General features: G+C 69.7%; 21 protein-coding genes. 11 read left to right on the top strand and 10 right to left on the bottom strand.

The annotated features are described in order from the left end of the window. Together QK444_RS12800 and QK444_RS12795 are read right to left on the bottom strand one after the other, a co-directional pair. The coding region (locus QK444_RS12800) for a hypothetical protein (protein WP_282780011.1) at positions 1-1,097 on the bottom strand (1,097 nt) is incomplete at its 3' end. 164 nt (positions 1,098-1,261) lie between these two features. Next, positions 1,262-3,493: an MMPL family transporter gene (locus QK444_RS12795; protein ID WP_282780009.1), complete on the bottom strand. Its 2,232-nt coding sequence runs from the start codon at positions 3,491-3,493 to the stop codon at positions 1,262-1,264. A gap of 99 nt (positions 3,494-3,592) precedes the next feature. Between QK444_RS12795 and QK444_RS12790 the strand changes: the two genes are divergently transcribed. Beyond that, a complete protein-coding gene (locus tag QK444_RS12790; protein ID WP_282780007.1) occupies positions 3,593-4,207 on the top strand; it encodes a TetR/AcrR family transcriptional regulator in 615 nt (204 codons plus the stop codon). Positions 4,208-4,359: 152 nt separating this feature from the next. Then, positions 4,360-5,610, top strand: coding sequence for an MFS transporter (locus QK444_RS12785; RefSeq protein WP_282780005.1), 1,251 nt, complete (start codon positions 4,360-4,362; stop codon positions 5,608-5,610). Between the two features lie 54 nt (positions 5,611-5,664). Here the strand turns inward: QK444_RS12785 and QK444_RS12780 are convergent, their stop codons facing one another. Both QK444_RS12780 and nhaA read right to left on the bottom strand, forming a co-directional pair. Beyond that, positions 5,665-6,123 carry a hypothetical protein gene (locus QK444_RS12780; protein ID WP_282780003.1) on the bottom strand — a complete coding sequence of 153 codons (459 nt, stop codon included), beginning with the start codon at positions 6,121-6,123 and terminating at the stop codon, positions 5,665-5,667. 303 nt (positions 6,124-6,426) lie between these two features. After that, entirely contained in the window at positions 6,427-7,752 is a 1,326-nt protein-coding gene (nhaA, locus tag QK444_RS12775) for a Na+/H+ antiporter NhaA (RefSeq protein WP_282780001.1), read from the bottom strand. A gap of 317 nt (positions 7,753-8,069) precedes the next feature. Here nhaA and QK444_RS12770 point away from each other — a divergent pair, with 317 nt between their 5' ends. The 6 genes from QK444_RS12770 to QK444_RS12745 all read left to right on the top strand — a co-directional run bounded on the left by QK444_RS12770 (position 8,070) and on the right by QK444_RS12745 (position 11,430). Next, on the top strand, positions 8,070-8,729 hold the full coding sequence (locus tag QK444_RS12770; protein ID WP_282779999.1) for a superoxide dismutase family protein: 660 nt from the start codon (positions 8,070-8,072) through the stop codon (positions 8,727-8,729). Between the two features lie 96 nt (positions 8,730-8,825). Further along, positions 8,826-8,951, top strand: a complete 126-nt coding sequence (locus tag QK444_RS12765; RefSeq protein ID WP_282779998.1) for a hypothetical protein — start codon at positions 8,826-8,828, stop codon at positions 8,949-8,951. Between the two features lie 11 nt (positions 8,952-8,962). Continuing rightward, positions 8,963-9,517: a hypothetical protein gene (locus QK444_RS12760; RefSeq protein ID WP_282779996.1), complete on the top strand. Its 555-nt coding sequence runs from the start codon at positions 8,963-8,965 to the stop codon at positions 9,515-9,517. After that, positions 9,514-10,089: a vitamin K epoxide reductase family protein gene (locus QK444_RS12755; protein ID WP_282779994.1), complete on the top strand. Its 576-nt coding sequence runs from the start codon at positions 9,514-9,516 to the stop codon at positions 10,087-10,089. The genes QK444_RS12760 and QK444_RS12755 overlap by 4 nt, the downstream gene beginning before the upstream one ends. Then, positions 10,086-10,448, top strand: a complete 363-nt coding sequence (locus QK444_RS12750; protein ID WP_282779992.1) for an SPW repeat protein — start codon at positions 10,086-10,088, stop codon at positions 10,446-10,448. The genes QK444_RS12755 and QK444_RS12750 overlap by 4 nt, the downstream gene beginning before the upstream one ends. Positions 10,449-10,743: 295 nt before the next feature. Continuing rightward, positions 10,744-11,430 (top strand): tyrosine-protein phosphatase, encoded by a 687-nt coding sequence (locus QK444_RS12745; protein WP_282779990.1) that lies wholly within the window; start codon positions 10,744-10,746, stop codon positions 11,428-11,430. A 77-nt stretch (positions 11,431-11,507) separates the two neighbouring features. Here QK444_RS12745 and QK444_RS12740 read toward each other — a convergent pair whose 3' ends face one another. Continuing rightward, a complete protein-coding gene (locus QK444_RS12740; RefSeq protein ID WP_282779989.1) occupies positions 11,508-12,461 on the bottom strand; it encodes an oxygenase MpaB family protein in 954 nt (317 codons plus the stop codon). A gap of 159 nt (positions 12,462-12,620) precedes the next feature. Here QK444_RS12740 and QK444_RS12735 point away from each other — a divergent pair, with 159 nt between their 5' ends. Beyond that, on the top strand, positions 12,621-13,265 hold the full coding sequence (locus QK444_RS12735; protein WP_282779987.1) for a TetR/AcrR family transcriptional regulator: 645 nt from the start codon (positions 12,621-12,623) through the stop codon (positions 13,263-13,265). An 18-nt stretch (positions 13,266-13,283) separates the two neighbouring features. Here the strand turns inward: QK444_RS12735 and QK444_RS12730 are convergent, their stop codons facing one another. From QK444_RS12730 to QK444_RS12720, 3 genes are all read right to left on the bottom strand, one after another. Continuing rightward, entirely contained in the window at positions 13,284-13,781 is a 498-nt protein-coding gene (locus QK444_RS12730) for a MarR family transcriptional regulator (RefSeq protein WP_282779985.1), read from the bottom strand. Between the two features lie 72 nt (positions 13,782-13,853). Continuing rightward, positions 13,854-14,633, bottom strand: a complete 780-nt coding sequence (locus tag QK444_RS12725; RefSeq protein WP_282779983.1) for an ABC transporter permease subunit — start codon at positions 14,631-14,633, stop codon at positions 13,854-13,856. A gap of 36 nt (positions 14,634-14,669) precedes the next feature. Next, positions 14,670-15,557 (bottom strand): ABC transporter ATP-binding protein, encoded by an 888-nt coding sequence (locus QK444_RS12720; protein ID WP_039819198.1) that lies wholly within the window; start codon positions 15,555-15,557, stop codon positions 14,670-14,672. Between the two features lie 257 nt (positions 15,558-15,814). Between QK444_RS12720 and QK444_RS12715 the strand changes: the two genes are divergently transcribed. Beyond that, positions 15,815-17,452: a TlrC/CarA/OleB/SrmB family ABC-F type ribosomal protection protein gene (locus QK444_RS12715; protein ID WP_282779980.1), complete on the top strand. Its 1,638-nt coding sequence runs from the start codon at positions 15,815-15,817 to the stop codon at positions 17,450-17,452. 195 nt (positions 17,453-17,647) lie between these two features. On the opposite strand, the gene QK444_RS12710 is transcribed toward QK444_RS12715, so the two are convergent. Beyond that, entirely contained in the window at positions 17,648-18,190 is a 543-nt protein-coding gene (locus QK444_RS12710; protein ID WP_282779979.1) for a GNAT family N-acetyltransferase, read from the bottom strand. A gap of 277 nt (positions 18,191-18,467) precedes the next feature. On the opposite strand from QK444_RS12710, the gene QK444_RS12705 reads away from it, so the two are divergent. Then, positions 18,468-19,433 carry a hypothetical protein gene (locus tag QK444_RS12705; RefSeq protein WP_282779977.1) on the top strand — a complete coding sequence of 322 codons (966 nt, stop codon included), beginning with the start codon at positions 18,468-18,470 and terminating at the stop codon, positions 19,431-19,433. Positions 19,434-19,455: 22 nt separating this feature from the next. Here QK444_RS12705 and QK444_RS12700 read toward each other — a convergent pair. After that, on the bottom strand, positions 19,456-20,684 hold a 1,229-nt coding region (locus QK444_RS12700; RefSeq protein ID WP_282779976.1), incomplete at its 5' end, for a cation-translocating P-type ATPase.

Here is a 20,684-nt window from a genome sequence, read left to right as displayed (position 1 = left end):
GGCTGCGTCGGAATGTCGATCCCCGCCACCATCACCTGGGGTTCGGGCAAGGTGGGCAGCCGACGCATCGACCACGGCAATCCCGAGCCGTAGGTCTGGGACATGTTCCGCCGGTACTGCGGAGTGGGGTCCACCACGGTCGTATCCGAGCTGTAGGTCGTCATATTGCCCACACCGACGCCCACCATCTCCAGCCCGCCGGGTCCGATGGTTCCGGCCGGGTTCTCCGCTTCCTGCGGCATGCTGACCCGGGTCGCCTCCAGCCACCCCGACGTATACGCGAGATTGTCGCCCATCAGGCGCATGCTCTCCCACAGCGTCGACATACTGCGCGTGTAGTTGTGCACCGACGCCACCGCCGCCTCGCCACCCGCACCGCGCCACTGGTCGGCGGTGACCGAGTCCATGCGGTTGATGAACTCGAGGAACGTCTCCCGCAGCTGATCCGCCATCCATTCCCAGATACCGGACCAGTTCGCCGTCCGCTGCGGCGATGACGAATCGGCGATGCTCTGGCCGAGTTCGTAGAGGAATTCGTACGACTTGTTGGCGGCGCTCTCGACCGTGACAGTCGTGACGTCGAAGGCGTCGTGGTTCTGCAACCGCTGCGTCTGGGGTGTGATGTCATGTGCGGTGCCATCGGCCGGGACGGAGTATTCGGACCGGCTGTCGAGCGGTCCGGGGATCGCGGTTCGCTCCGGCGGCCCTCCGGGCAGTTCCGTGGGGCGCTCCGGCACCGAGAGATCATCGAAGCTGTCGGCGTTCTCGCCCTCGGCGATGGCGTAGGTGCGCCCGGCGGCGACGAACGTGTCGACCATATCCTCGAGAATCCCGATATGGCTCCCGAGCAGTCGGTGCAACTCGCTGCCCTTCATCGCGAATCTGGAAGCCAAGGTGGAGCCGGAGGACAGGTTCGAGACCGGCTCGTTCTCCTCCACCTGCTCGGCGACCAGCCGGATCGCGCGCAGTTCGCCGATCACCGCCGAGGCCAGTTCGGCGGCCTCGTACGCGGCGTCCGGTTCGAATTCGAGTTGCCCGGTCTGTGCGCGTTCGCGGAGCACCGGCCAGGGGTCGGTTGGATTCTGGGTCTCGCTCATGTGATCGCTCTCCTACTGGTGATCGACCGGGCATCGCTCGGAATCGCTGTGCGCGAGCAGATTTCGTCCCCATCGTGCGGCGGCGCCAGGCCCGGCCACCAGGGCCGCGCCCAGCCTGGGCTGGGGATGCCCTGGATGGACGACCGACCGCGCCCCGCATCGGCCTATCCGACCGGCATCGACGGCTGGGCTGCTGCCCGCGCGGGCATCGCGGGCGCGTCATCGGCGTGGGAATCGAAGCGGGCGGCCAGTTTTCGCAGTGGTGCGGGGGCCCACCAGTTGGCGCGACCGGCCAGGCGCATGAAGGCCGGCACCAGGATCGCGCGGATGATGGTGGCGTCGACGATGATGGCCACCGCCGTGCCGATGCCGAGCATCTGGAGGTACATGACGCGGCCGGTGGCGTAGAGCGAGAAGGAGACGGCCAGGATGACCGCGGCGGCGGTGATGAGCGGGGCGGCGCGTTGCAGGCCCTCCAGGACGGCGCGGCGGTTGTCACCGGTGGCGCGGTAGCGCTCGGCGATGCGGGACAGCAGGAAGACCTCGTAGTCCATGGATAGGCCGTAGGCGACGCAGAACAGCAGGATGGGGAAGGCGGGGTCCAGGGTTCCGATCGGGGTAAAGCCGAGAAGCGTTGCGAGCGCGCCGTTCTGGAAGACGACAACCAGCGCGCCGAACATGACCGACAGGCTGAGCAGGTTCAGCACAATGGCTTTCAGCGGAATCAACAGACTGCCCGACATCAGGAACACCAGCACGAAGGTGACCACCGCGATGAGCACCGCGACCAGGGGGATGCGGTCGGTCAGCGTCGCACGGAAGTCGGTGAGTTCGGCCGGGTAGCCACCGACCAGCACGGTGTCGAACGGCGCGGGGACCGCGCGCAGCTGCGCCACGAAACCGGGGACGTCGGTGCCCGCGAGCACCTCCCGCAGCGGAATCGCCTCCAGCCGCGCGCCGCTGTCGCCGAGGAACCGTTCCGGATGCGGCGCGGCGCGCACCTCACGACCGTCCACGTAGACGCCGGCGGCCGAATTCACCTGTGCCACACCGTCGACGCGGGACAGCTCGGCGGCATACCGGGCGATGCCGTCCACACCAGCCTGCCGACCGTCCGGTGCGACGAAGTGGATGGCGTCATTGGCTTCGACGGTGAAGCCCGCGCGTAGTTCGTCGTACGCCTGCCGGGTCGAGGCGCTGGGCGGCAGCACGCGATCGTCGGGCAGACCGATGCGCATACCGAGTGCGGGCGCGGCGAGGGCGGCGATCAGCAGCAGACCGGCGATCGAGAATCGCACCGGATAGCGCATGACCGCATCGCCGAAGCGATACCAGAAACCGCGCTCGGTCTCGGCGGTGGCGCGGGGGCGACGCGGCAGCGCGCGATGACCGATCACGGCCAGCGCCGCGGGCAGCAGCACCAACGCACCGAGGCAGGCCATCAGCACCACCAGCACACCCGCGTACGCGAACGACCGCAGGAACGAGTACGGGAAGACCAGCAGCACCGCCAGCGCCGCGGCGACCGTCGCGCCGCTGAAGAGCACCGTGCGTCCGGCGGTGCGCACCGAGGTGATGACGGCATCGGAAACCGTTGCACCCCTGCCGAGTTCCTCGCGGAACCGGGTGATGAGGAACAGGCTGTAGTCCACGCCCAAGCCGATCCCCATCACCAGCGTGATATTCGCCGCGAAGGTCGAGACGTCGGTGAGGGCGGCGACCCCGCGCAGCGCGGCGAGGGTGGCGACGACCGAGAACACGCCGACGCCCAGCGTGCACAGGGCGAGCCGGGTACGACGGAACAGCAGCAGCAACAGCAGCAGCATCACGGGCAGGATGATCATCTCGGCGCGCAGGAAGTCCTGCGCGGCCTGGGCGCTGATCTGGCCCGATGCCGCCTCCGCGCCCGCGACCTGAACCCGCACGACATCGTTGGCCCTGGTGTACGCGGGCAGCAGCCGATCCACGATCTCGGCCCGCGCGGCGGTGGCGTCGCCCGCGACGTGAGCGAGGACCACCGCCTGCCGCCCGTCCGCGCTGCGCATGGTCGGGTCACCGTCCTGCGACCAGTACGACCAGGCATCGGCGACCGCGGGGTCGGCGCCTAGTTCCGCGGTGAGTTCGCGCCCCGCGTCGGCGACGGCGGCATCGTCCACACCGCCCGCGGCAGCCGTCACGAGCAGAATGAAATTGGCATTGCCCGTGTGGAATTCGCGCTGCAAGAGCTCCTGCGCACGCACCGATTCGGTGCCGGGAGCCTCCCATCGGTTCAGGATCATCGCACCCATCGCGCCCGCGCCGATCACCGCAAGCACGATGGTGAGCAGCAGCCCGGCGGCCAGCACCGGCCGGGGTCGGTGGGCGAGAAGGGTGCCGAGTCGGTGCAGTACAGGCATGGGTGGACTCCGTCGGTCTGCTAGCCTTGGCGAATACGAGATACCTCTCGTGTTTTTGAAATTACGAGAGATCTCTCGTATTTGTCAACAGGAGGTGTGGTGCCCGAAGGCCGTTCCGTCCGCCGCCAGGAGCGCGGCAGGCAGCGCATGTCCGTCATCCTGGACGCGGCACTGGAACTGTTCGGCGAACTCGGCTACGAGGCGACCTCGACCAATGCCATCGCCACCCGCGCCGGGGTCTCCCCCGGTTCGCTCTACCAGTTCTTCGCCAACAAGGAGGCCATCGCGGAGGCCCTCTCGACCCGGCTGGTCGACGCCTTCCGCGCCGCGCACGCCTCCGCCTTCGATCGCGCCGACCTCGCCGACCTCCCCCTCGACGAACTCGTCGATCACCTATTGGACCCGCTCATCGCCTTCAACCTCGACAATCCCGGCGCCAAGGCCCTGTTCACCAACCCCGATATGCCCGCCAGCCTCGCCGCCGGCACCAGACCCCTCCAGCAGGCCGTCCTCGGCCGCGCCGAATCGGTCATCGCCGTCCGCTACCCCGACCTGCCGATCGAGGACCGCCGCCGCGGCGCGCTCATCGCGGTGCAGATCGTGCGGGCGACCATGCCCGCCATCATCGCCGCGACCGAACCCGAACGCACGGCCCTGATCCGCGAGACCAAACGCGCCCTGCGCGGCTACCTCACCGAACTCGCTCCCCGCTGAGGCGGTGTTACACCCATCGACAGTGGGCTAGGGACGATGGTCATCAGGGTCGAAACCCACCGCCTCTGCTGACGACCACGCGGTGCGGCCGATGCTCGAGGGGCCGACGAAACGGACGGCACCGATGGCACGACCGGATGCGGGATGTGGCGATGAGCACAGCCGAAGAGAACCTGGAAATACCTGCGACAGAACCGGTTCCGCCCACCGAGAAGGCCGAGCCCACGTCGGCGCGGGGACTCCTGATGCTCACCCTGGCGACGGTCGGGTTCGCGCTGAACTTCTGGGCGTGGGCGCTGTTGAGTCCGTTGGGACCGTCGTTCAAGGATGCGCTGGATTTGAGCTCGTTCGCACAAGCGGCACTGGTCGCGGTGCCGGTGGTGGTCGGATCGCTGGGGCGAATCCCGGTCGGTGCGTTGACCGATCGCTTCGGTGGGCGGGTGATGTTCCCGCTGGTGTCGGTGTGCACGATCATGCCGGTGCTGTTCGTGGGGCTGATCGGCCATCAGTCGTTGGCCACGTTGCTGGTGGGCGGGTTCTTCCTCGGAATCGGCGGCACTGCCTTCGCGGTCGGCGTGCCATTCGTGAACTCCTGGTTCCCACCCGGACGGCGCGGGCTCGCGATCGGGCTGTTCGGTGTGGGCACGGGCGGCACCGCGATCAGCGCGTTGACCACCGTCGCGCTGGTCGACGCGGGTTCGGTGTCGACACCGTTCCTGGTCACCGCGGCCGCACTGCTGATCTACGCGATCGTGGCGGCGCTGATCCTTCGTGATGCGCCCGGCCGGGTCGTCCCGACCGAGCCGCTGACCCGACGGCTGAGCTCGACCGCGCGCATGACGGTGACCCGGCAGGCGGCGGTGTTGTACGCGGTGACGTTCGGCGGCTACGTCGCCTTCTCCGTGTACCTGCCGGCCTATCTGAAGACCGCGTACGGGCTGACACAGGCGGACGCGGCGGCGCGGATGGCCGGTTTCGTCCTGCTGGCGGTGGCCATGCGTCCGGTCGGCGGCTGGCTGGCCGACCATCTCGGGCCGATTCGAGTGCTGGCCACCGCCATGGCCGTGGTGACCGTCGCTGCCGCGGTACAGGCATCCACGCCCGCCTTGATGCCGGTGGCCACCGCGGCGTTCCTGTCGATGGCCGCGGCGCTCGGCGCCGCCAGCGGCGCGGTGTTCGCACTGGTGGCCCTGCTCGCCCCGGCCGAACGGGTCGGATCGGTCACCGGAATGGTCGGCGCCGCGGGCGGTCTGGGCGGCTTCGTGCCGCCGCTGGTGATGGGCGCGGTGTACGGGGCGCTGGGCTCCTACGGGCTCGGATTGGCCGCGTTGGCGGTGGTGGCGGCCGCCACCGGCGTGTTCACCCTCACCGCCGTCCGCGAACAGTCACCAACGCCCGCGTGACAGCACGCGGGTAGCGACTGCCGACCACCCCGTCGGTGCTGCTACTCGCGGCGATCAGCTACCGAAACCGACCAGTGCGTCGGACAGGTTCTGCACCTCGAGCACCTCGAGTGCCTGCTGGCGGATATCCGGGCAGGTGTTGGTGGTGGCCTCGTCGACGATGGTGGTATCGGCGATCACCTCGTCGTTGAGCCCGTCGTTGCGGACTGCCCAGTTCTGCACGGTGCCGTTGAAGGAGACCTTGGCCAGTGTCGCGCCCTGGTCGCGCCAGTTGTCGAGTTCGGGCTCGATCATGTCGCAGAGTTGCTGGGCTGCGGCGGGCGTCACCACGTCCTCGTCCCCGCCGGGAGTGGTCGTGGCCGTCGCCGTGGTGGTGAGATCCGGTGTGGTCATGGTGGTGGTGTCCTGGACACCGGGCTCTTCGTCGTCGCCGCAGGCCGCCAGCATCGCCCCGGCCGCGATGAACCCGGCGGCCACGGTGGTACGAACGATCTTGTTGCAGGACATCGGCATAGCCGCCTCCTCGTAGTTTGGGAACCTCTACGGCGGCGTTACCCAGCCCCGGCCGATTGATGCGGGCGTTGCGTCGCGCCGCAACGGGTGATGGTCGACGAGTGATGCTCGCCGGAGCGGATGTGATCGCGCCCCGACGCTGTCCGGCTCCCCGTATTACCCGCGCCCCAGTTCCGACAGGCTGTTCACGGCGCGTTCGGCGGCGGTGTAGCTGTCGAACTCGGCCACCGTGACAAGATCCGTGGTCTTCTCGAATTTCGTGGTCATCGCTTCCTCCCCGAGGTCGGGTGTTGTCGTTGTCGTTCATTCGTGCTGTTTCTCTTGTTCGGCCTCTTCCTCATGCTCGGCGCGCCGGTAGGCGCGGTTGCGGATGCGGAGGATGACGGCGGCCAGGACCGCGGCGGTCAGGGAGCCGCACAGGACGCCGATCTTGGCGTGTTCGGCATGCGGGCTGCCGGGGCCGAAGGCGAGTTCGGAGATGAGCAGGGAGACGGTGAAGCCGATGCCCGCCAACAGGGCCGCGCCGTAGACGTCGATCCAGCGCAGTCCGGGGTCCAGCCGCGCGCGGGTCCAGCGGGCCGCGGCGAAGGTCGTCCCGAAGATGCCGAAGGACTTGCCGAGCACCAGACCGGCGACAATGCCGATCGCCACCGGGTCGGTGAGCGCCTCGGTGAGACCGCGCAGCCCGCTGACCGACACCCCGGCCGCGAACAGGGCGAACACCGGGACCGCCAGTCCGGCCGCGACCGGTCGCCAGCGTTCCTCGAGCCGTTGCGCGGGATAGGGGTCGCGATCGCCGCCGCGCACCGGGACCACCGCGCCCAGCAGCAGTCCCGCGACGGTGGCGTGCACCCCGGCACCGTGCACCATCGCCCAGGTCACGATCGCCAGCGGTAGCAGCAGCCACCACCTTCGCGGCCAGCGCCGCACCACGAACGCGAAGGCGAGCAGGGCGAGCAGCGCACCACCGAAGTACGCGGGGGTCAACGTCCCCGAGTAGAACACGGCGATGATGGTGATGGCGATGAGGTCGTCCACGACCGCCAGCGTGAGCAGGAAGGTGCGCAGCGAGGGCGGCAGATGGGTGCTGATCAGGCCGAGAACGGCGACCGCGAAGGCGATATCGGTCGCGGACGGAATGGCCCACCCGCGCAGCGCGTCCACCCCCGTGCTCACGATGATCGCCACGTACACCAGCGCGGGCACGATCATGCCGCCCAGCGCGGCCGCCACCGGCAGGATCGCCCTGCGGAAGCGGCTCAGCTCACCGGTCACGAACTCCTGTTTGAGCTCGAGCCCGGCGACGAAGAAGAAGATCGCCAACAACCCCCCGGCCGCCCACTCCCCCACCGACAGGTGCAGATGGGCGACGTGCGGCCCGAAGGTGAAATCACGGACCGTGGCGTAGACGTCCTGCCAGGGCGAATTCGCCCACGCCAGGGCGAGCACCGTCGCCGCGAGAACCAGTGCGCCGCCGACGGTTTCGCGGCGCAGCAGGGCGGCGACCCGGGTGTCCTCGGGCGGCGGCGGAATCGGGAACAGCAGATTGGTCGACGGCTGGCTCGCGGCCACCGACGAGCCGGTCGCGGCCTCCCGGGGCGACCCGTCCCGACCCCCGTTCGACGCCATCCAGATCCCTCCGTCGCAGTGTCGAATCGTCGGCTCTCGATATGCCGCGACTACCCGGTGCACCCGGCTTCAACCGAATGATCGCGCCGACCCGAGCATTACCGCCGCCACAGTGGTTAACCGCCCGACAGAGGCCCCGAAGACGAGATCAACCCGAACGACACCCTCAGCATCCGAGAAACAGGAGTGAGCCCATGCCGCGTAGTCAGCCACGCGCACACGCCGGTCGGTCGCCACGCCGCACGGCGCTGCCACACCGGAGAACGACGCCTCGCGACCGGCTCCGACGAGCCACCCGCTCCCATCTGGTCACCGCCGTGCTGGCGGTGGGCTGCGCGGTCGGCCTCACCGCCGGATGCGTGGCCGATCAGCAGCCCAGCGACACCACGGGCACGATGCCCTCGGTGTGGACCGGCAGCACGGTACCGTCGGTGATCGGGGAGACTCCCGGAGACCCTGGACACTCGCCCGGCGGGAACGTCATATCCGCCGGCTTCATCGATGCCGAAGGACGCCCGGCGGGCACGGTGACGTTCATCGAACGCCCCGGCCTGGTGGAGATCCGCGCCGAGGTACACGGCATGGATCCCGGCTTCCACGGCTTCCACATACACGAGCGCGGCGAGTGCGAGCCGAACTCCGCCCCGCCCGGAGGCGGCGAGCCCGGGGCGTTCCTGTCGGCCGGGGGCCACCTGCAGGTCGGCGGGCATTCCGGGCATCCCGCGAGCGGCGATCTGACGTCCGTTCATGTCCGCCCCGACAGCCGCGGGCTGCTGGTGACCACCACTTCCGCGTTCACTCTGGCGGATCTGCGCAACGACGGTGCCGGGCGCGCGGCGGTGATCCACGCGGGCGAGGACAACTTCGGCAATATCCCGAGCCGCTACACCCTGCCGGGCGGCGGCGAGGTGCCGGATGCGGAAACCCTGTCCACCGGCGATGCCGGACAACGGGTCGCCTGCGCCGCTATCTCGTGAGCCCCGGCGTTTGATGGCGACGCCATCGGGCATCTCGCCGATGACAGCAACCTCGAACCGCTCGCGGGCTGTCGGGCGGGCCGAAAGGAGGCTGAGATGGACGAACAGCGGGTGCGGCTGCTGCGCATCGGTTCCGGCGGCCTGCTCGGGATCGGCAAGACCAAGCGCCTGGTACCGGTGGAGGCGAGCGTAGAACCCCGCTACCCGCCGCCACAGTTCTGAAGGGGGCCGGTATGCCGAGACGACCGGCGGTCACGGCCGCGGCCGCGCTCACCCTCGCGCTCATCCTGGTGGCGGGACTGCTCACCGGGTGCGGCGCGGGCCAGCTCTCGCAGACCAGCATGGACAAGAACCCGGTCAACGGCAGCAATGCCGAGGCCGGTGATATCGCGTTGCGCAATGTGTATCTCGCGGCGGAGTCCGTGGGTGATCGGATCGGCGACTACGGTTCGGTCAGCCTGTCGTTCACCGCGATTCACACCGGCATCGGCCCTCCGGACCGGCTGCTGGCGATAGCCTCGGCGGCCGCCGAGGAGGTGCGGATCGAGGCCGAACCCGACGAGTTGGTCATCGACGCCGGTACCGCGATCGCCGCGGGGCAGCCGATCGAATCGGTGGATCCGGCGACCGCACCCGACGAGCCGTTCACCGTCGTGGTGCGCCCGGTCGCGGGCGCCCTGCGGCCCGGGGTGGCACTGCCGTTCACCTTCGTCTTCGAACGCGGCGGCGAGGTGACCTTCGGAGTGCCGTTCGACACCGCGACAACCGCTCGGCCGGTGCGGCGATGAACGGCTCCGCGCGGCGGTCCGACGCCATCCCGCCGCGCTGGAGGTGGAACCCCTCCTCCTGGTCGCAGCGACTGCCGATCGTGGGCATCGCGCTGGTGGGCTGCGCCATCGCCACCTATCTTGCGCTCTACCAGTACGACGTGGTGCCGACCGTGTGGGAGCCGTTCTTCGGTGACGGCAGCCGCGTCATTCTGGACTCGAAACTGTCGTACGTGCTGCCCGTCTCGGATGCGACGTTGGGCGCGCTCGCCTATCTGGCCGACGCCGTCTCCGGCGCGTACGGGGGTGTGCGCCGCTGGCGGACCATGCCGTGGATCGTGGTGGTGTTCGGGATCGCGGTCGGCCCGCTGGGCACCATCAGCATTCTGCTGGTGATCGCGCAGCCGGTGCTCTACGGCGCGTTCTGCACATTGTGTCTGGCCTCGGCCGTCATCTCCATGGTGATGATCCCGCCCGCCATGGACGAGGTGCTGGCGAGCCTGCAGTATCTGCGGCGGGTGCACGATCGCGGCGAGTCGGTGTGGCGGGCGTTCTGGGGGCTGGCGCAGCGAGAGCAGGAGGCGGCGTCATGATTCCCCAGTTCGGCGTCGCCGCCCTCGGCATCTGGCTGATGAGTTCGCCGGCCGTCCTCGACTACGGCGCACCGGCGGCGACCAGCGACCGCATCGCGGGGCCGGTGCTCGCGGCGATCGGCTATCTGGCCGCCTACGACATTCTGCGGGGGATGCGCTGGCTCAATCTGCTCACCGCGGGTTGGCTGCTGCTGGCTCCCTGGATCCTCGACTTCCCTTCCGCGGCAACGGTGAACAGTCTGGTCGTCGGAGTGCTCACACTGGTGCTGGTCCCGTTGAGCCGGTCCCCGCGCCAGCGGTTCGGCGGCGGCTGGGCCGGTCTGCTGCGCCGCGATCCGGACGCCACCGATACCGGCTGAACCGCCTCGCGGCCGACCGCACGGCCGCGAGTTCATTCCATCGCTACCTGATGGCTACCCGTCTCCGCCACGATCACCGGGTTCCCCCGTCCGAGGGGAGAAGTTCGTTGCGAGGAGTACGGTGTGGCCGGGATGAGACGGTGGCGACTGGGTGCGGCGGTCGCGGCGGGGGGGGGGGGGGGCCCCCCCCGGGGGGGGGCCCCCCCCCCCGCGGGGGCGGCCGGCCGCCCCGGCGGGGGGGGGGGCGCCCCCCCCCCCGGCGGCCGATCCGTCCGCCGCGACCACCGCCGTGGTGGTGAGCACCGACGATCGGTCCCTTGGGTTGCGGGGCGTCGCCAACGCCCGTGACGCGGGCGGCTACCGCACCATGGACGGGCATACCGTGCGCACCGGCCTGGTGTTCCGCAGCGGAGATCTGAGCAAGGCCACCGACGCCGATCAGGCCGCGCTCACCGCCCGCGGCCTGACCGTCGTCGACGACCTGCGCACCTCCTTCGAGCGCGCCGCCGCCCCCGATCGGGTGCCGGCCGGCGCGACGCTGAACCACGACGACGTCATCGGCCAGGCCCCGCCGCAGGTGCTGGTCTCCACGCTGTCGGCGGGTGCGGATCTCTACCGCGCCTTCATCACCGCCCCCGGCGCGAACGCGGGCTTCGCGAGTGTCTTGCGCGATATCGCCCACGCCGACGGTTCGGTGCTGTTCCACTGCACCGCGGGCAAGGACCGCACCGGGTGGACCGCCGCGGTGCTGCTCACCCTCCTCGGCGTGGACCGCGACACCGTCACCTACGACTACCTGCTGTCGAACCACTATCGCGGGGCGGCGGAGAACGATGCCCTCAACGGCGTGGTCCCGGCGGCGCTGGACGCGGCATTCGATCAGGTCGAGCGGAGCTACGGTAGCTTCGACGGCTACGTCCGCGACGGCCTGCGGCTGACCGATGCCGATATCGCGGCTCTGAAGGCGAAACTGCTCGCCTGAGACAAGCGAAACCGCTCGCCTGATACCCGGTGCCGTACCCGGACGCGGGAACCCGGGTCGGCGGCTGTCACTGCTGCCTAACCGGCGTCTGCCACCGCGCGCATCCGATCTCCGCGCGAGCTGTACAGCTCCCGGGCACGAGCCGGGGTGATGGTCTCCGCTGTGGTCGGCGGTTCGTACTTCACGTGCTGGGCCAGGATCTGTCCCGCCATCGGCGCGATGAGCGGGGCGGCCTTGATCAGGCCGAACGAGTTGAACAGCGCGAACAGCCAGACCAGGATCTTCGCGGCGGGGCGGACGGCCAGATCCACCAGCACCGGGTAGTCGTATCCGCCGAGGCGGCGCATCCACTGCGGGGTGATGGGCGCGGAGGCGAGCGACAGCAGCCTGCTGCCCAGCGCATAGGTGATGCCCGCGCCGTTCTTCCGGGATGTCCACAGCAGATGCCGCATGCCCTCGGCGGCGGCCTCGGAGACGCACAGCCGCGGGCGCACCCGCGCGTAGTACTCGCGCACCTCGGCGCGGTTGCGCGGGACGTCCTCCGGCTTGCAGGTCTGGAGTTCGGCGGCGATGGCGCATTCGGCCCAGTACCGTTCGTCCTCCTCGGGGGTGAGCGGGCCGGGGCCGTAGACCTCGTAGGCCTTGAGCACCGAATGCCAGCCGGTGATGTGGATCCACAGCTGGGTTTCGGGGCTGTTGGCGCTGTAGCGCTGCCCGCTGATCGGTTCGATGCCGGTCATGGGCGCGTGCACCCGCATGAGATGTTCGGATGCCTGGATGGCGGTGCGTCCGTCCCCGATGGCCGCGATGAGGAAGTACGAGAACGTGTTGTCCAGCCGACTGCGCGGATCGGTGTAGATGCCCCGGGCGTCGGCTACGGCTGCGGTCAGGAACGGATCGAAGTGTTCCAGGACGACCGCTCGCTGGAAGCCGATGACCGCGGTGGGAGCGGTCCAGATCTTCCAGCTCAGCGAATCGGGGCCGAAGAACCCGTAGTCGTCCCTGCGGAGGGTGGTCGGATCGAAGGCCATGGGCTGCTCCCTCGGTGCGTGCTGCGCCGGACGGCGAATACAACGCCACCGTAGCAATTGTGAGGAGCAAATACAACGGTGCCGTAGTATTTGCGTCGTCGATCGTTTTCCCATTCCGGGCCGGGACTGACACGATGGTCGAATGGAGGTGAGCTGGCCGTGACGAAATCCCGCACCGGGACCGACCGCCCGCGCCGCCGCTACGCGCCGCGCCTTCCTCCCGAACAGCGTCGCGCCCAACTGCTCGACGCCGCCTACGCCGTCCTCGGCCGAGCCGAACTGCACGAACTCAGCATGGAGGCCGTCGCGCAGCAGGCCGGCGTGGCCAAACCGGTGCTATACACGGTCTTCAAGACCCGCGCCGAACTGGTGGAAGCACTGCTGGAGCGGGAACGTGAACGCGGCCTCGAACAGGTCGCCGACACCCTGCCCACCGATCTGGTCGGCGCCGATCCGGTGCTGGCGGCCTCCTCCACGGTGGCTGCCTTCATCGGCGTGGTGCTGGAGGATCCGACCCGCTGGCGGCTGATCCTCACCTCCCCGGGAAGCGCGCCCGAGGAATACCGTGCGGCCCTGCGCAGTTCGCGCACGGGCATCTTCGATCAGGCGGAGGCGCTGATCCGCATGGGTGCGGCGCTCGACTCCCGCTGGTCGACAATCGATTCCGGACTGCTCGCCAACTCCCTGCTCACCATCGCCGAAATGCTGGGCCGTCTCGCGGTGAGCGAACCGGCCGAGTATCCGAGGGAGCGACTCGACGAGTTCGTACGCTCCATCGTCGGTCTGCTCAGCGGCGGGGCGTGAGATTCGCTCGGAGCCGAATTACCGTGTGCCGCCCCCGTGTTCGGCATCCCAGCGATCCAGCAGGGCGGGCCACTCCTTGCTCATCCACACGAAGAAGTCGTGCATATCGCGCACCCGGGCCGCGTCCTTGCCGTCCGGATCGTCGAAGAGCGCGAGGCCGCGTGAGGTGGTGGCGGTCAGGCCCTCGTACATTCCGGCCTGCTGCCGCGTGAGTTCGGGCAGGATGCCCGGCCGCACGGAGTAGTAGTCGCGGCGGTCGCCCGGTTTGCCGGCCTTGTCCACCCAGCGCATGGTGGTGAGCGTCTTGAGTGAGCTGGAGATGGACCCCTTGGAGGCCCGCAGCGCCTCGGCGATCTGATTGAACGTCTGCTCGGGCGGGTCGCAGACCAACAGCCACCCGACGGTGCGGCCGACCATGCGGACCAGCCCCATCCGCTCGAGGACGAGCGCGAAATCCTCCACGAAGGCCAATTGGGCGTCGGTGGGAGCGGTATTCGATTCGGCTGCGCTGGTCATGGGACGAGTATTCCTTTCGTCGGAAACGGCGGTGCGGAGCGGGTTCGCCGAACCCGCCCCGCGTTCGGAGGCTCAGACCGCGAGGTCGCGGCGATCGAAGGCGGCCAGCGACAGTCCCACCGCGATGGCGACGAGCACCGCCAGTACCGCGAGATATCCGATGTTCCAGCCGTTCACCAGCGGCGAATCACCGCCCGCGTAGTAGAAGGGCGACAGCCGGCGCAGCCACTGCGCGCCGTCGATCATCCCGCCCAGGTTGTTGGCGAGATATCCGAGCACCGCGACCAGCGCCGCGACCGCGAGCGCGGTCCCGCGGTGGCCGGTGGCGGCTCCGGCGAGCAGCGTGATGGCGCCCACCGTCAGGGTCAGCAGCCCGAGTCCGGCGACGGCGGCGAGGATGTTGCCCGCCGGAATCCCCATGTCGGCGCTTGCCGCCCCGGCCAGGACCGCGAGGCCGAACACGGTGACCACCACGGCGGTCTGCGCCGCGAACGCCGCGCACCGCTGCAGCAGCAGGTTGGCGCGGTCGACGGGCTGGGCCAACAGCAGGTCCAGGGTGCCGCTGTCCTCCTGGGCGGCCGTGCGGGTCGCGAAGGTGATCGCGAAGATGAGCAGTAGCAGCGGCCCCATCAGCGCGAACATGGTCGACTCCAGATAGCCGGTGGCCGTGCCGAAGTCGCCCATGCCGAGGGCGTCGTAGAAGCCGCCGCCCTCGATGTCGAGCGCGCCCTGCTCCTTGAAGGTGGAGTAGGAGGGGACGTAGATCATCGGCACCGCGAACAGCGCGACCGACCAGCCGATCAGTCCGCGCCGCTGTTCCGTGATGGTCTGGGTGAACACCGAGCGAGTCATATCGAATTCCTTTGCGTGAGAACGTGTGCGGAGGGTTCAGCGGCCGTACAGGCTGAAGAACATCTGCTCCAGGTCGGGTTCGGTCGACAGCACGCTGACCAGCGGATACTTGGCGGCGGTCTTGAACAGCGCGTCCACCTCGCCCTCGGTGGTGCAGCGCAGGCTGCGGCCGGAGATCTCGAGGTCGCGCACCCCCGGCAGTCGCTCGAAGTCGTCGGCGAAAACATCGGCGGCGAAGACCATTTCGACGCTGCGCGGGGCGCGGCGGCGCAGCTCCTCCACATTCTCGGTGCCGAGCAGCTGTCCTGCGCGCATGATGACGGCGCGATCGGCGGTCTGCTGCACCTCGCTGAGGATGTGCGAGGACATGAACACCGTCTGCCCGTTGCGCTTGGCCTCGCCGACCAGTTCCAGAAACCGTTGCTGCAGCAGCGGATCCAGTCCCGAGGTGGGCTCGTCGAGGATCAGCAGATCGGGGGAGTGCATGAAGGCGGCGACAATGCCGACCTTCTGCTTGTTGCCCTTGCTCATCGAGCCCACCCGCTTGGACAGGTCCAGATCCAGCAGCCCGGCCAGCTCCTCGATCCGCCCCGCGGGCACGGTGCCGCGCTGATCGGCGAAGAACGCCAGCAGCTCGCGCGCGGTATTGCGGCCCTCCAAGGCGAGTTCGCCGGGCAGGTAGCCGATGCGCCGCCGCAGCTCCGCGCCACCGGCGCGGGGGTCGGTGCCGAAGATCTCGACGTGTCCGGCGGTGGGTCGGATCAGGTCGAGCAGGATGCGGATGGTGGTGGATTTGCCCGCGCCGTTGGGGCCGAGGAACCCGAACACCTCGCCCGGCGCGACATCGAGCGTCAGATCGGTGAGGGCGACGTGCTTGCCGTAATGCTTGGTCAGCCCGGCGACGCGAATGGCGGGGACGGTCATCTTCACTCCTTGGTTGCCGCTCTACACTTGGTTCTGCATGTGCGGTGTGTTCAGTAAACACTGAACATCATGAACATGTCAATGCCCCGGGGCTCGCGAAAATACGTGTTGACGGCCGTTCGGCCCAGCTATATTTTGGTGAGCCTCATGGGTTTCCTCTTCCTGTAATCACACGGCCGCGTCGAGCTCCGCTCCGCGGCGATCCCACGCGAATCACTTCGAACCGGCCGTTCGTGCGGCCAGAACAGGGGATACCTGTGCGTACTGCCCAACTCACGCTCTCCGAGGTCACCAAGCGCTACGACGAGCGCGTCATCCTCGACCGGGTGAGCCTCACCATTCGGCCCGGTGAGAAGGTCGGCGTGGTCGGCGACAACGGCAGCGGCAAGTCGACGCTGCTGCGGCTGCTGGCCGGGTGCGAATCGCCGGACAACGGCGAGATCACCGTGCATTTTCCGGTCGGCGTCGGATATCTCGCCCAGGTCTTGGATCTGCCCGACAGCGCGACCGTGGCCGATGCGATCGATCTGGCCCTGGCCGAGCTGCGGGAGCTGGAGGCCGAGATGCGCGCGGCCGAACGAGCCATGGTCGCGCCCGGTCCGCTCGGCCGCCGTCTCGACGCGTACACCGACCTGGTGGCCCGGTTCGAGGCGCGCGGCGGTTATCAGGCCGACGCTCGGATGGCGGCCGCGCTGCACGGTCTCGGTCTACCGGAGCTGGACCGCGACCGTCCGCTGGGAACGCTCTCCGGTGGTGAGCGCCGCCGCCTCGCTCTAGCGGGAACCCTCGCCGCCGCACCGGAACTGCTGCTACTGGATGAGCCGACCAACGATCTGGACGATGCCGCCATCGCCTGGCTGGAGCAGCGGTTGCGCGACCATCGCGGCACCGTCGTCGCGGTCACCCACGACCGGGTGTTCCTGGAGCGCATTACCTCGGTCGTGCTCGAGGTGTACGCGGGCGCGGTGCGCCGCCATGGTGACGGCTACGACGGTTACCTGGCGGCCGTGGCGGCCGCCCGGCGCCGTCAGCGGCGCGAATTCGAACAGTGGCAGCGGGAGCTGGCTCGGAATCAGCGCCTGGCCGACTCGAATGTCGCACGGCTGGAGGCGATTCCGCGCAAGTTGCCGCTCGCGGTCTTCGCGGCCGGACCGTTCCGGTCGCGTGGGCGCGGGCACGGTGCCATGTCCCGCATTCGCAATGCCAAGGAGCGGGTGGCCCGGCTGACCGCCGATCCGCTCGCCCCGCCACCGGACCCGCTGCGCTTCGCCGCCGCGTTCGCGACGGCCGGTGCGGCGGACGGCGGTCCGCTCGCGACGCTGTCGGAGGTGGTCGTGGCCGACCGCCTCCGGGTGGACGAGCTGCGCATCGCGGCGGGCGAGCGGGTGCTGATCACCGGGCCCAATGGCGCGGGAAAGACCACACTGCTGAAACTGCTTGCCGCCGAACATCGTCCCGATGCGGGCACGGTCACGGTACCCGCCCGAGTCGGCCATCTGCGACAGCGGGAATCGCCCTGGCCGCCCCGGATGACGGTGCTCGACGCCTACGCCGCGAACCGGCCCGGCCACCCCGACGAGCACGCCGAATCATTGCTGTCCCTCGGGCTTTTCCGCCCATCGGAATTGCGACTGCGCATCGGCGAACTCTCCTACGGCCAGCGTCGCCGCATCGAAGTGGCCCGGCTGGCCACCGATCCCGCCGACCTGCTGCTGCTGGACGAACCCACCAACCACCTGTCGCCGGAGCTGGTGGAGGATCTGGAACAGGCGTTGACGGACTATCCGGGCGCGGTTGTCCTGGTCACCCACGACCGCCGCATGCGCCACCGCTTCACCGGCCGTCACCTCGAGCTGCGCTCCGGTGCCGTCCACACCCCGGCGGTCGCTGCCTGACCAGAAAAAGGCCGCGACGCGCCGCCGCTCGAAGCCGACCGTCTCGCAGCGACGACACTGCCGGACGGCCGGGTGCCGACCTGGTCGGAGTGGGGTCCGTCCCGCCGCCCTCTCGTGCCGGACGCGGGTGGCGCACTGCTGTGGACCCGCACGGGTCCGACTCCGGGGACGCTGCTGACGCGGCGGTGGGAACGGTCAGAATGCCCGCTGCAAGACGAAATCGCTGTGCAGCTGTGCGCCGACCAGGAAGGTTTTGGTGCCGACCACCTGGAAGCCGTGCTTGGCGTAGAAGCTCTGGGCGCGCTGGTTCTCCTGGTTGACTCCGAGCCACACACCCGCGCTGTCGGCGGTGCGCGCCCGGTCGAGGGAGGCGGCCATGAGGGCGGCGGCGACACCGTTGCCGTGGTGGCCGGGCAGCACGTACATCTTGCTCAGCTCGGTCACCGGCCGCAGGCTGACCGCGGCCGCCACATCCGGATCGGTCGGTTCGGCGGCGACGAGCAGGCTGTAGCCGATGATGCGGCCGTCCGCGACCGCCTTGAGGACGGTGCGTGCCGGATCGGCGAGATAGTCGGTGAACCGCCGCGGGGACAGCACGTCGGCGATGAAGGCCGCGATATCGGCGGCACCCGCATCCGGCGGGCAGGCCAGCGGGAAGGTGACGGCGGCGACCTCGCCGAGCGCGGCGGCATCCGCGGGGGCGGCGAGTTCGACGGTCACGGTGGGATTGCTGCTCACCCGACCAGTGAAGCACGGGTGCGGGCGGCGCGGCGGCGCGCGCCCCGGGGGTGTCACGAAAGGGATTTGTGCGCAGGCGATGTCGGGCATCGGCCCCGGGTGCTACTTTTCGGGCCTTCGATGATCACGTACTCCTAGCGGTTGGGTAACGAATGCGGTCACTGTCATGCATGGTCCCCTGCTGCCTGCGGCACTCTGGAAGTAGACGGCGTGGGCTGGTGGTTTTCCGTACCGATGGGAAGCGGCTCACGGCGCAGTGGTTTGGGGCGGTGATCGTGTGAGCACGAGGCGAGTAGAGGTTCCGCACGGGCGGTCGGTGGTCTTGGCCGACCCCGTGCTCCCCGAACCGGTCGCACCACGAAGAACGGAAGCCGACGCGCGGGGCCATCGTCCGGGGGAGGCGTGCTGCACCCCCGGCTGCGCCGACTGCCGCTGGGACGAACAGCGGCTCAAGTACTGGCTGCGCGGCCGCCTGCTGGCCGCCGGGGCCGAGACCGCCCATGTGGACGGCACGGTCGGCCCGCTGGACCCGGATGTGCTGTGGCGGCAGGGGGATCGGGTGTGCGCGATCCAGGTGTGCGGTGCCGTGCCGGACCTCACCCGGGCTCGCCACCGCACCGCCGCGTTGAAGGCGGCGGGCTGCACCGAGGTGCTGTGGCTGTGCCCGCCCGGCTGGCAGATCGCACATCTGCCCGCCCTGGCACTGTCGGACTTCGCGCCCGCGGACTGCGACTACCGCGCGGTCGGCGGACAGCTGACGCCCGGACCGGGCGGATTGGTGACTCCGGGTGACAAGCCCTGGGAGATACGGGATTTCATCGAGAACTGGGTCGCGGGTGAGGTGGCCTACGGCTACCGCGACGAACATACGGGAGGGTGGGCCACGGTGGCCGATTGGGAACGTCACACGCGCACACAGGCGGCGGTCATCGCGCGCCAGCGCCGCGAGCTGATGAATCAGCGCACCGCGCTGGCACTGTCCCGCAAGGCCGCCCGCGACAGGTCCAAGCTGCTGTCCAAACTCACCCACCGGCTGGAACGCGCCGAGTCGTCCGCCCAGCAGCACGCCGACGAGCTGGCCCTCGCGCAGCGCCGCATCGCCGACCACGACCGCGTGGACGCCACCCTGCGGCTGACCGTGCGCAGTCAGCGGCAGGCCCTGGTGCACTGGCAGCTGATCTCCTGGTTCGCGCTCATGGTGATCATGACGTTCCTGGTGGCGGCCTTCGTGGTGCTGGACTGACCGGACCGACCGGGCGGGCCGCTCAGCGCAGTGAGCGGCCCGTGTACGCCGCGCCGACGGTTCCGGCCACGGCGCATCCGGCGACGATGGTCCACGCCAGCGGCCCCAGCGGGGTGCAGCCGAAGAAGTAGTTCACCCCGGGCGTCATGATGATGGCGGCCAGCAGCGCGGTGCTGCCCGCGGCCGTGGCCCAGACCAGCGGGCTGTCCCGGCCGATCATGAGGGTCTGGCCGAGCTGGGTGGTGACCAGGGCGGCCAGTGCCATGGTGGCGGCGCGCTTCGGGCGACCCGTGGCGCGGCCCAGTATCCACGCCGCGCCCGCCCCCGCCGTGGTGTACGCGCCGCGCACCGCGACGGCGCGCAGGAAGTCGCCGCCCAGTTCGGGTTTCGGCAGCTGGCGCAGTTCGTGTCCGGCGTCGTCGGGTTCCAGGCGGTCGGTGGCGGTCCGGGTGCCCGAGAGTGCCACCGCCATGGCCGGGCCGAGATCGGTCAGCAGGTTGACCAGCAGGAACTGTCGGGTGCCGATGGGTGCACGCCCGGACAGCAGGGTGCCCAGCATGGTGAAGGTCACCTCACCGGCATTGCCGCCGACCAGCACGCCGATGGCGTCGCGGACCCGCTGCCACATGCCGCGTCCCTCCACCAGGGCGGTGAGCAGGACCGTGAGGTCGATTGATCGCTCGTCGTCGCGGACCTCATCGGAGCCGGTGATGATGAGGTCGGCGGCCTCGCGGGCCGCGACCGAGCCGCGGGCGGCGAGCCCGATGCCGATATCGGCGGTGCGGATGGCGGCGGCGTCATTGCTGCCGTCCCCGGTCATGGCCACCACATGGTCGCGCCGCTGCAGCGCGGTCACGATGCGCACCTTGTGTTCCGGGCTCACGCGGGCGAAGACGGTGGCGCGGTCGATGAGTTCGGCCTGGGCATCCTCGTCCAGCTGGTCGAGGTCGGCCCCGGTGGCCACGGTCTCGGCGGGAATGCCGAGCTGTGCGGCCACGGCGCGGGCGGTGACCGGGTGGTCGCCGGTGATCATGCGCACGCTGATGCCGGTGCGGTCCAATTGCCGCACCAGGTCACGGGTTTGCGGGCGCGGGGTGTCGGCCAGTCCGATGAAGCCGAGCAGGGTCAGCTGTTCGATCTCGTCGGCCACGTCGTCGGGGGTGCGCGGGAAGTCGCGCCGCGCCACCACCAGGACGCGCAGGCCGCGTTCGGCGAGCTGCTGGATGCGGGCCTCGGCGGCGGACCGTTCGT

The sequence above is a fragment of the Nocardia sp. CC201C genome (assembly GCF_030010695.1).
GTDB classification, from domain to species: Bacteria; Actinomycetota; Actinomycetes; order Mycobacteriales; family Mycobacteriaceae; genus Nocardia; species Nocardia otitidiscaviarum.
Note: the sequence above shows the minus strand (reverse complement) of the source record. Positions and strands in the feature narration are given on the sequence as shown.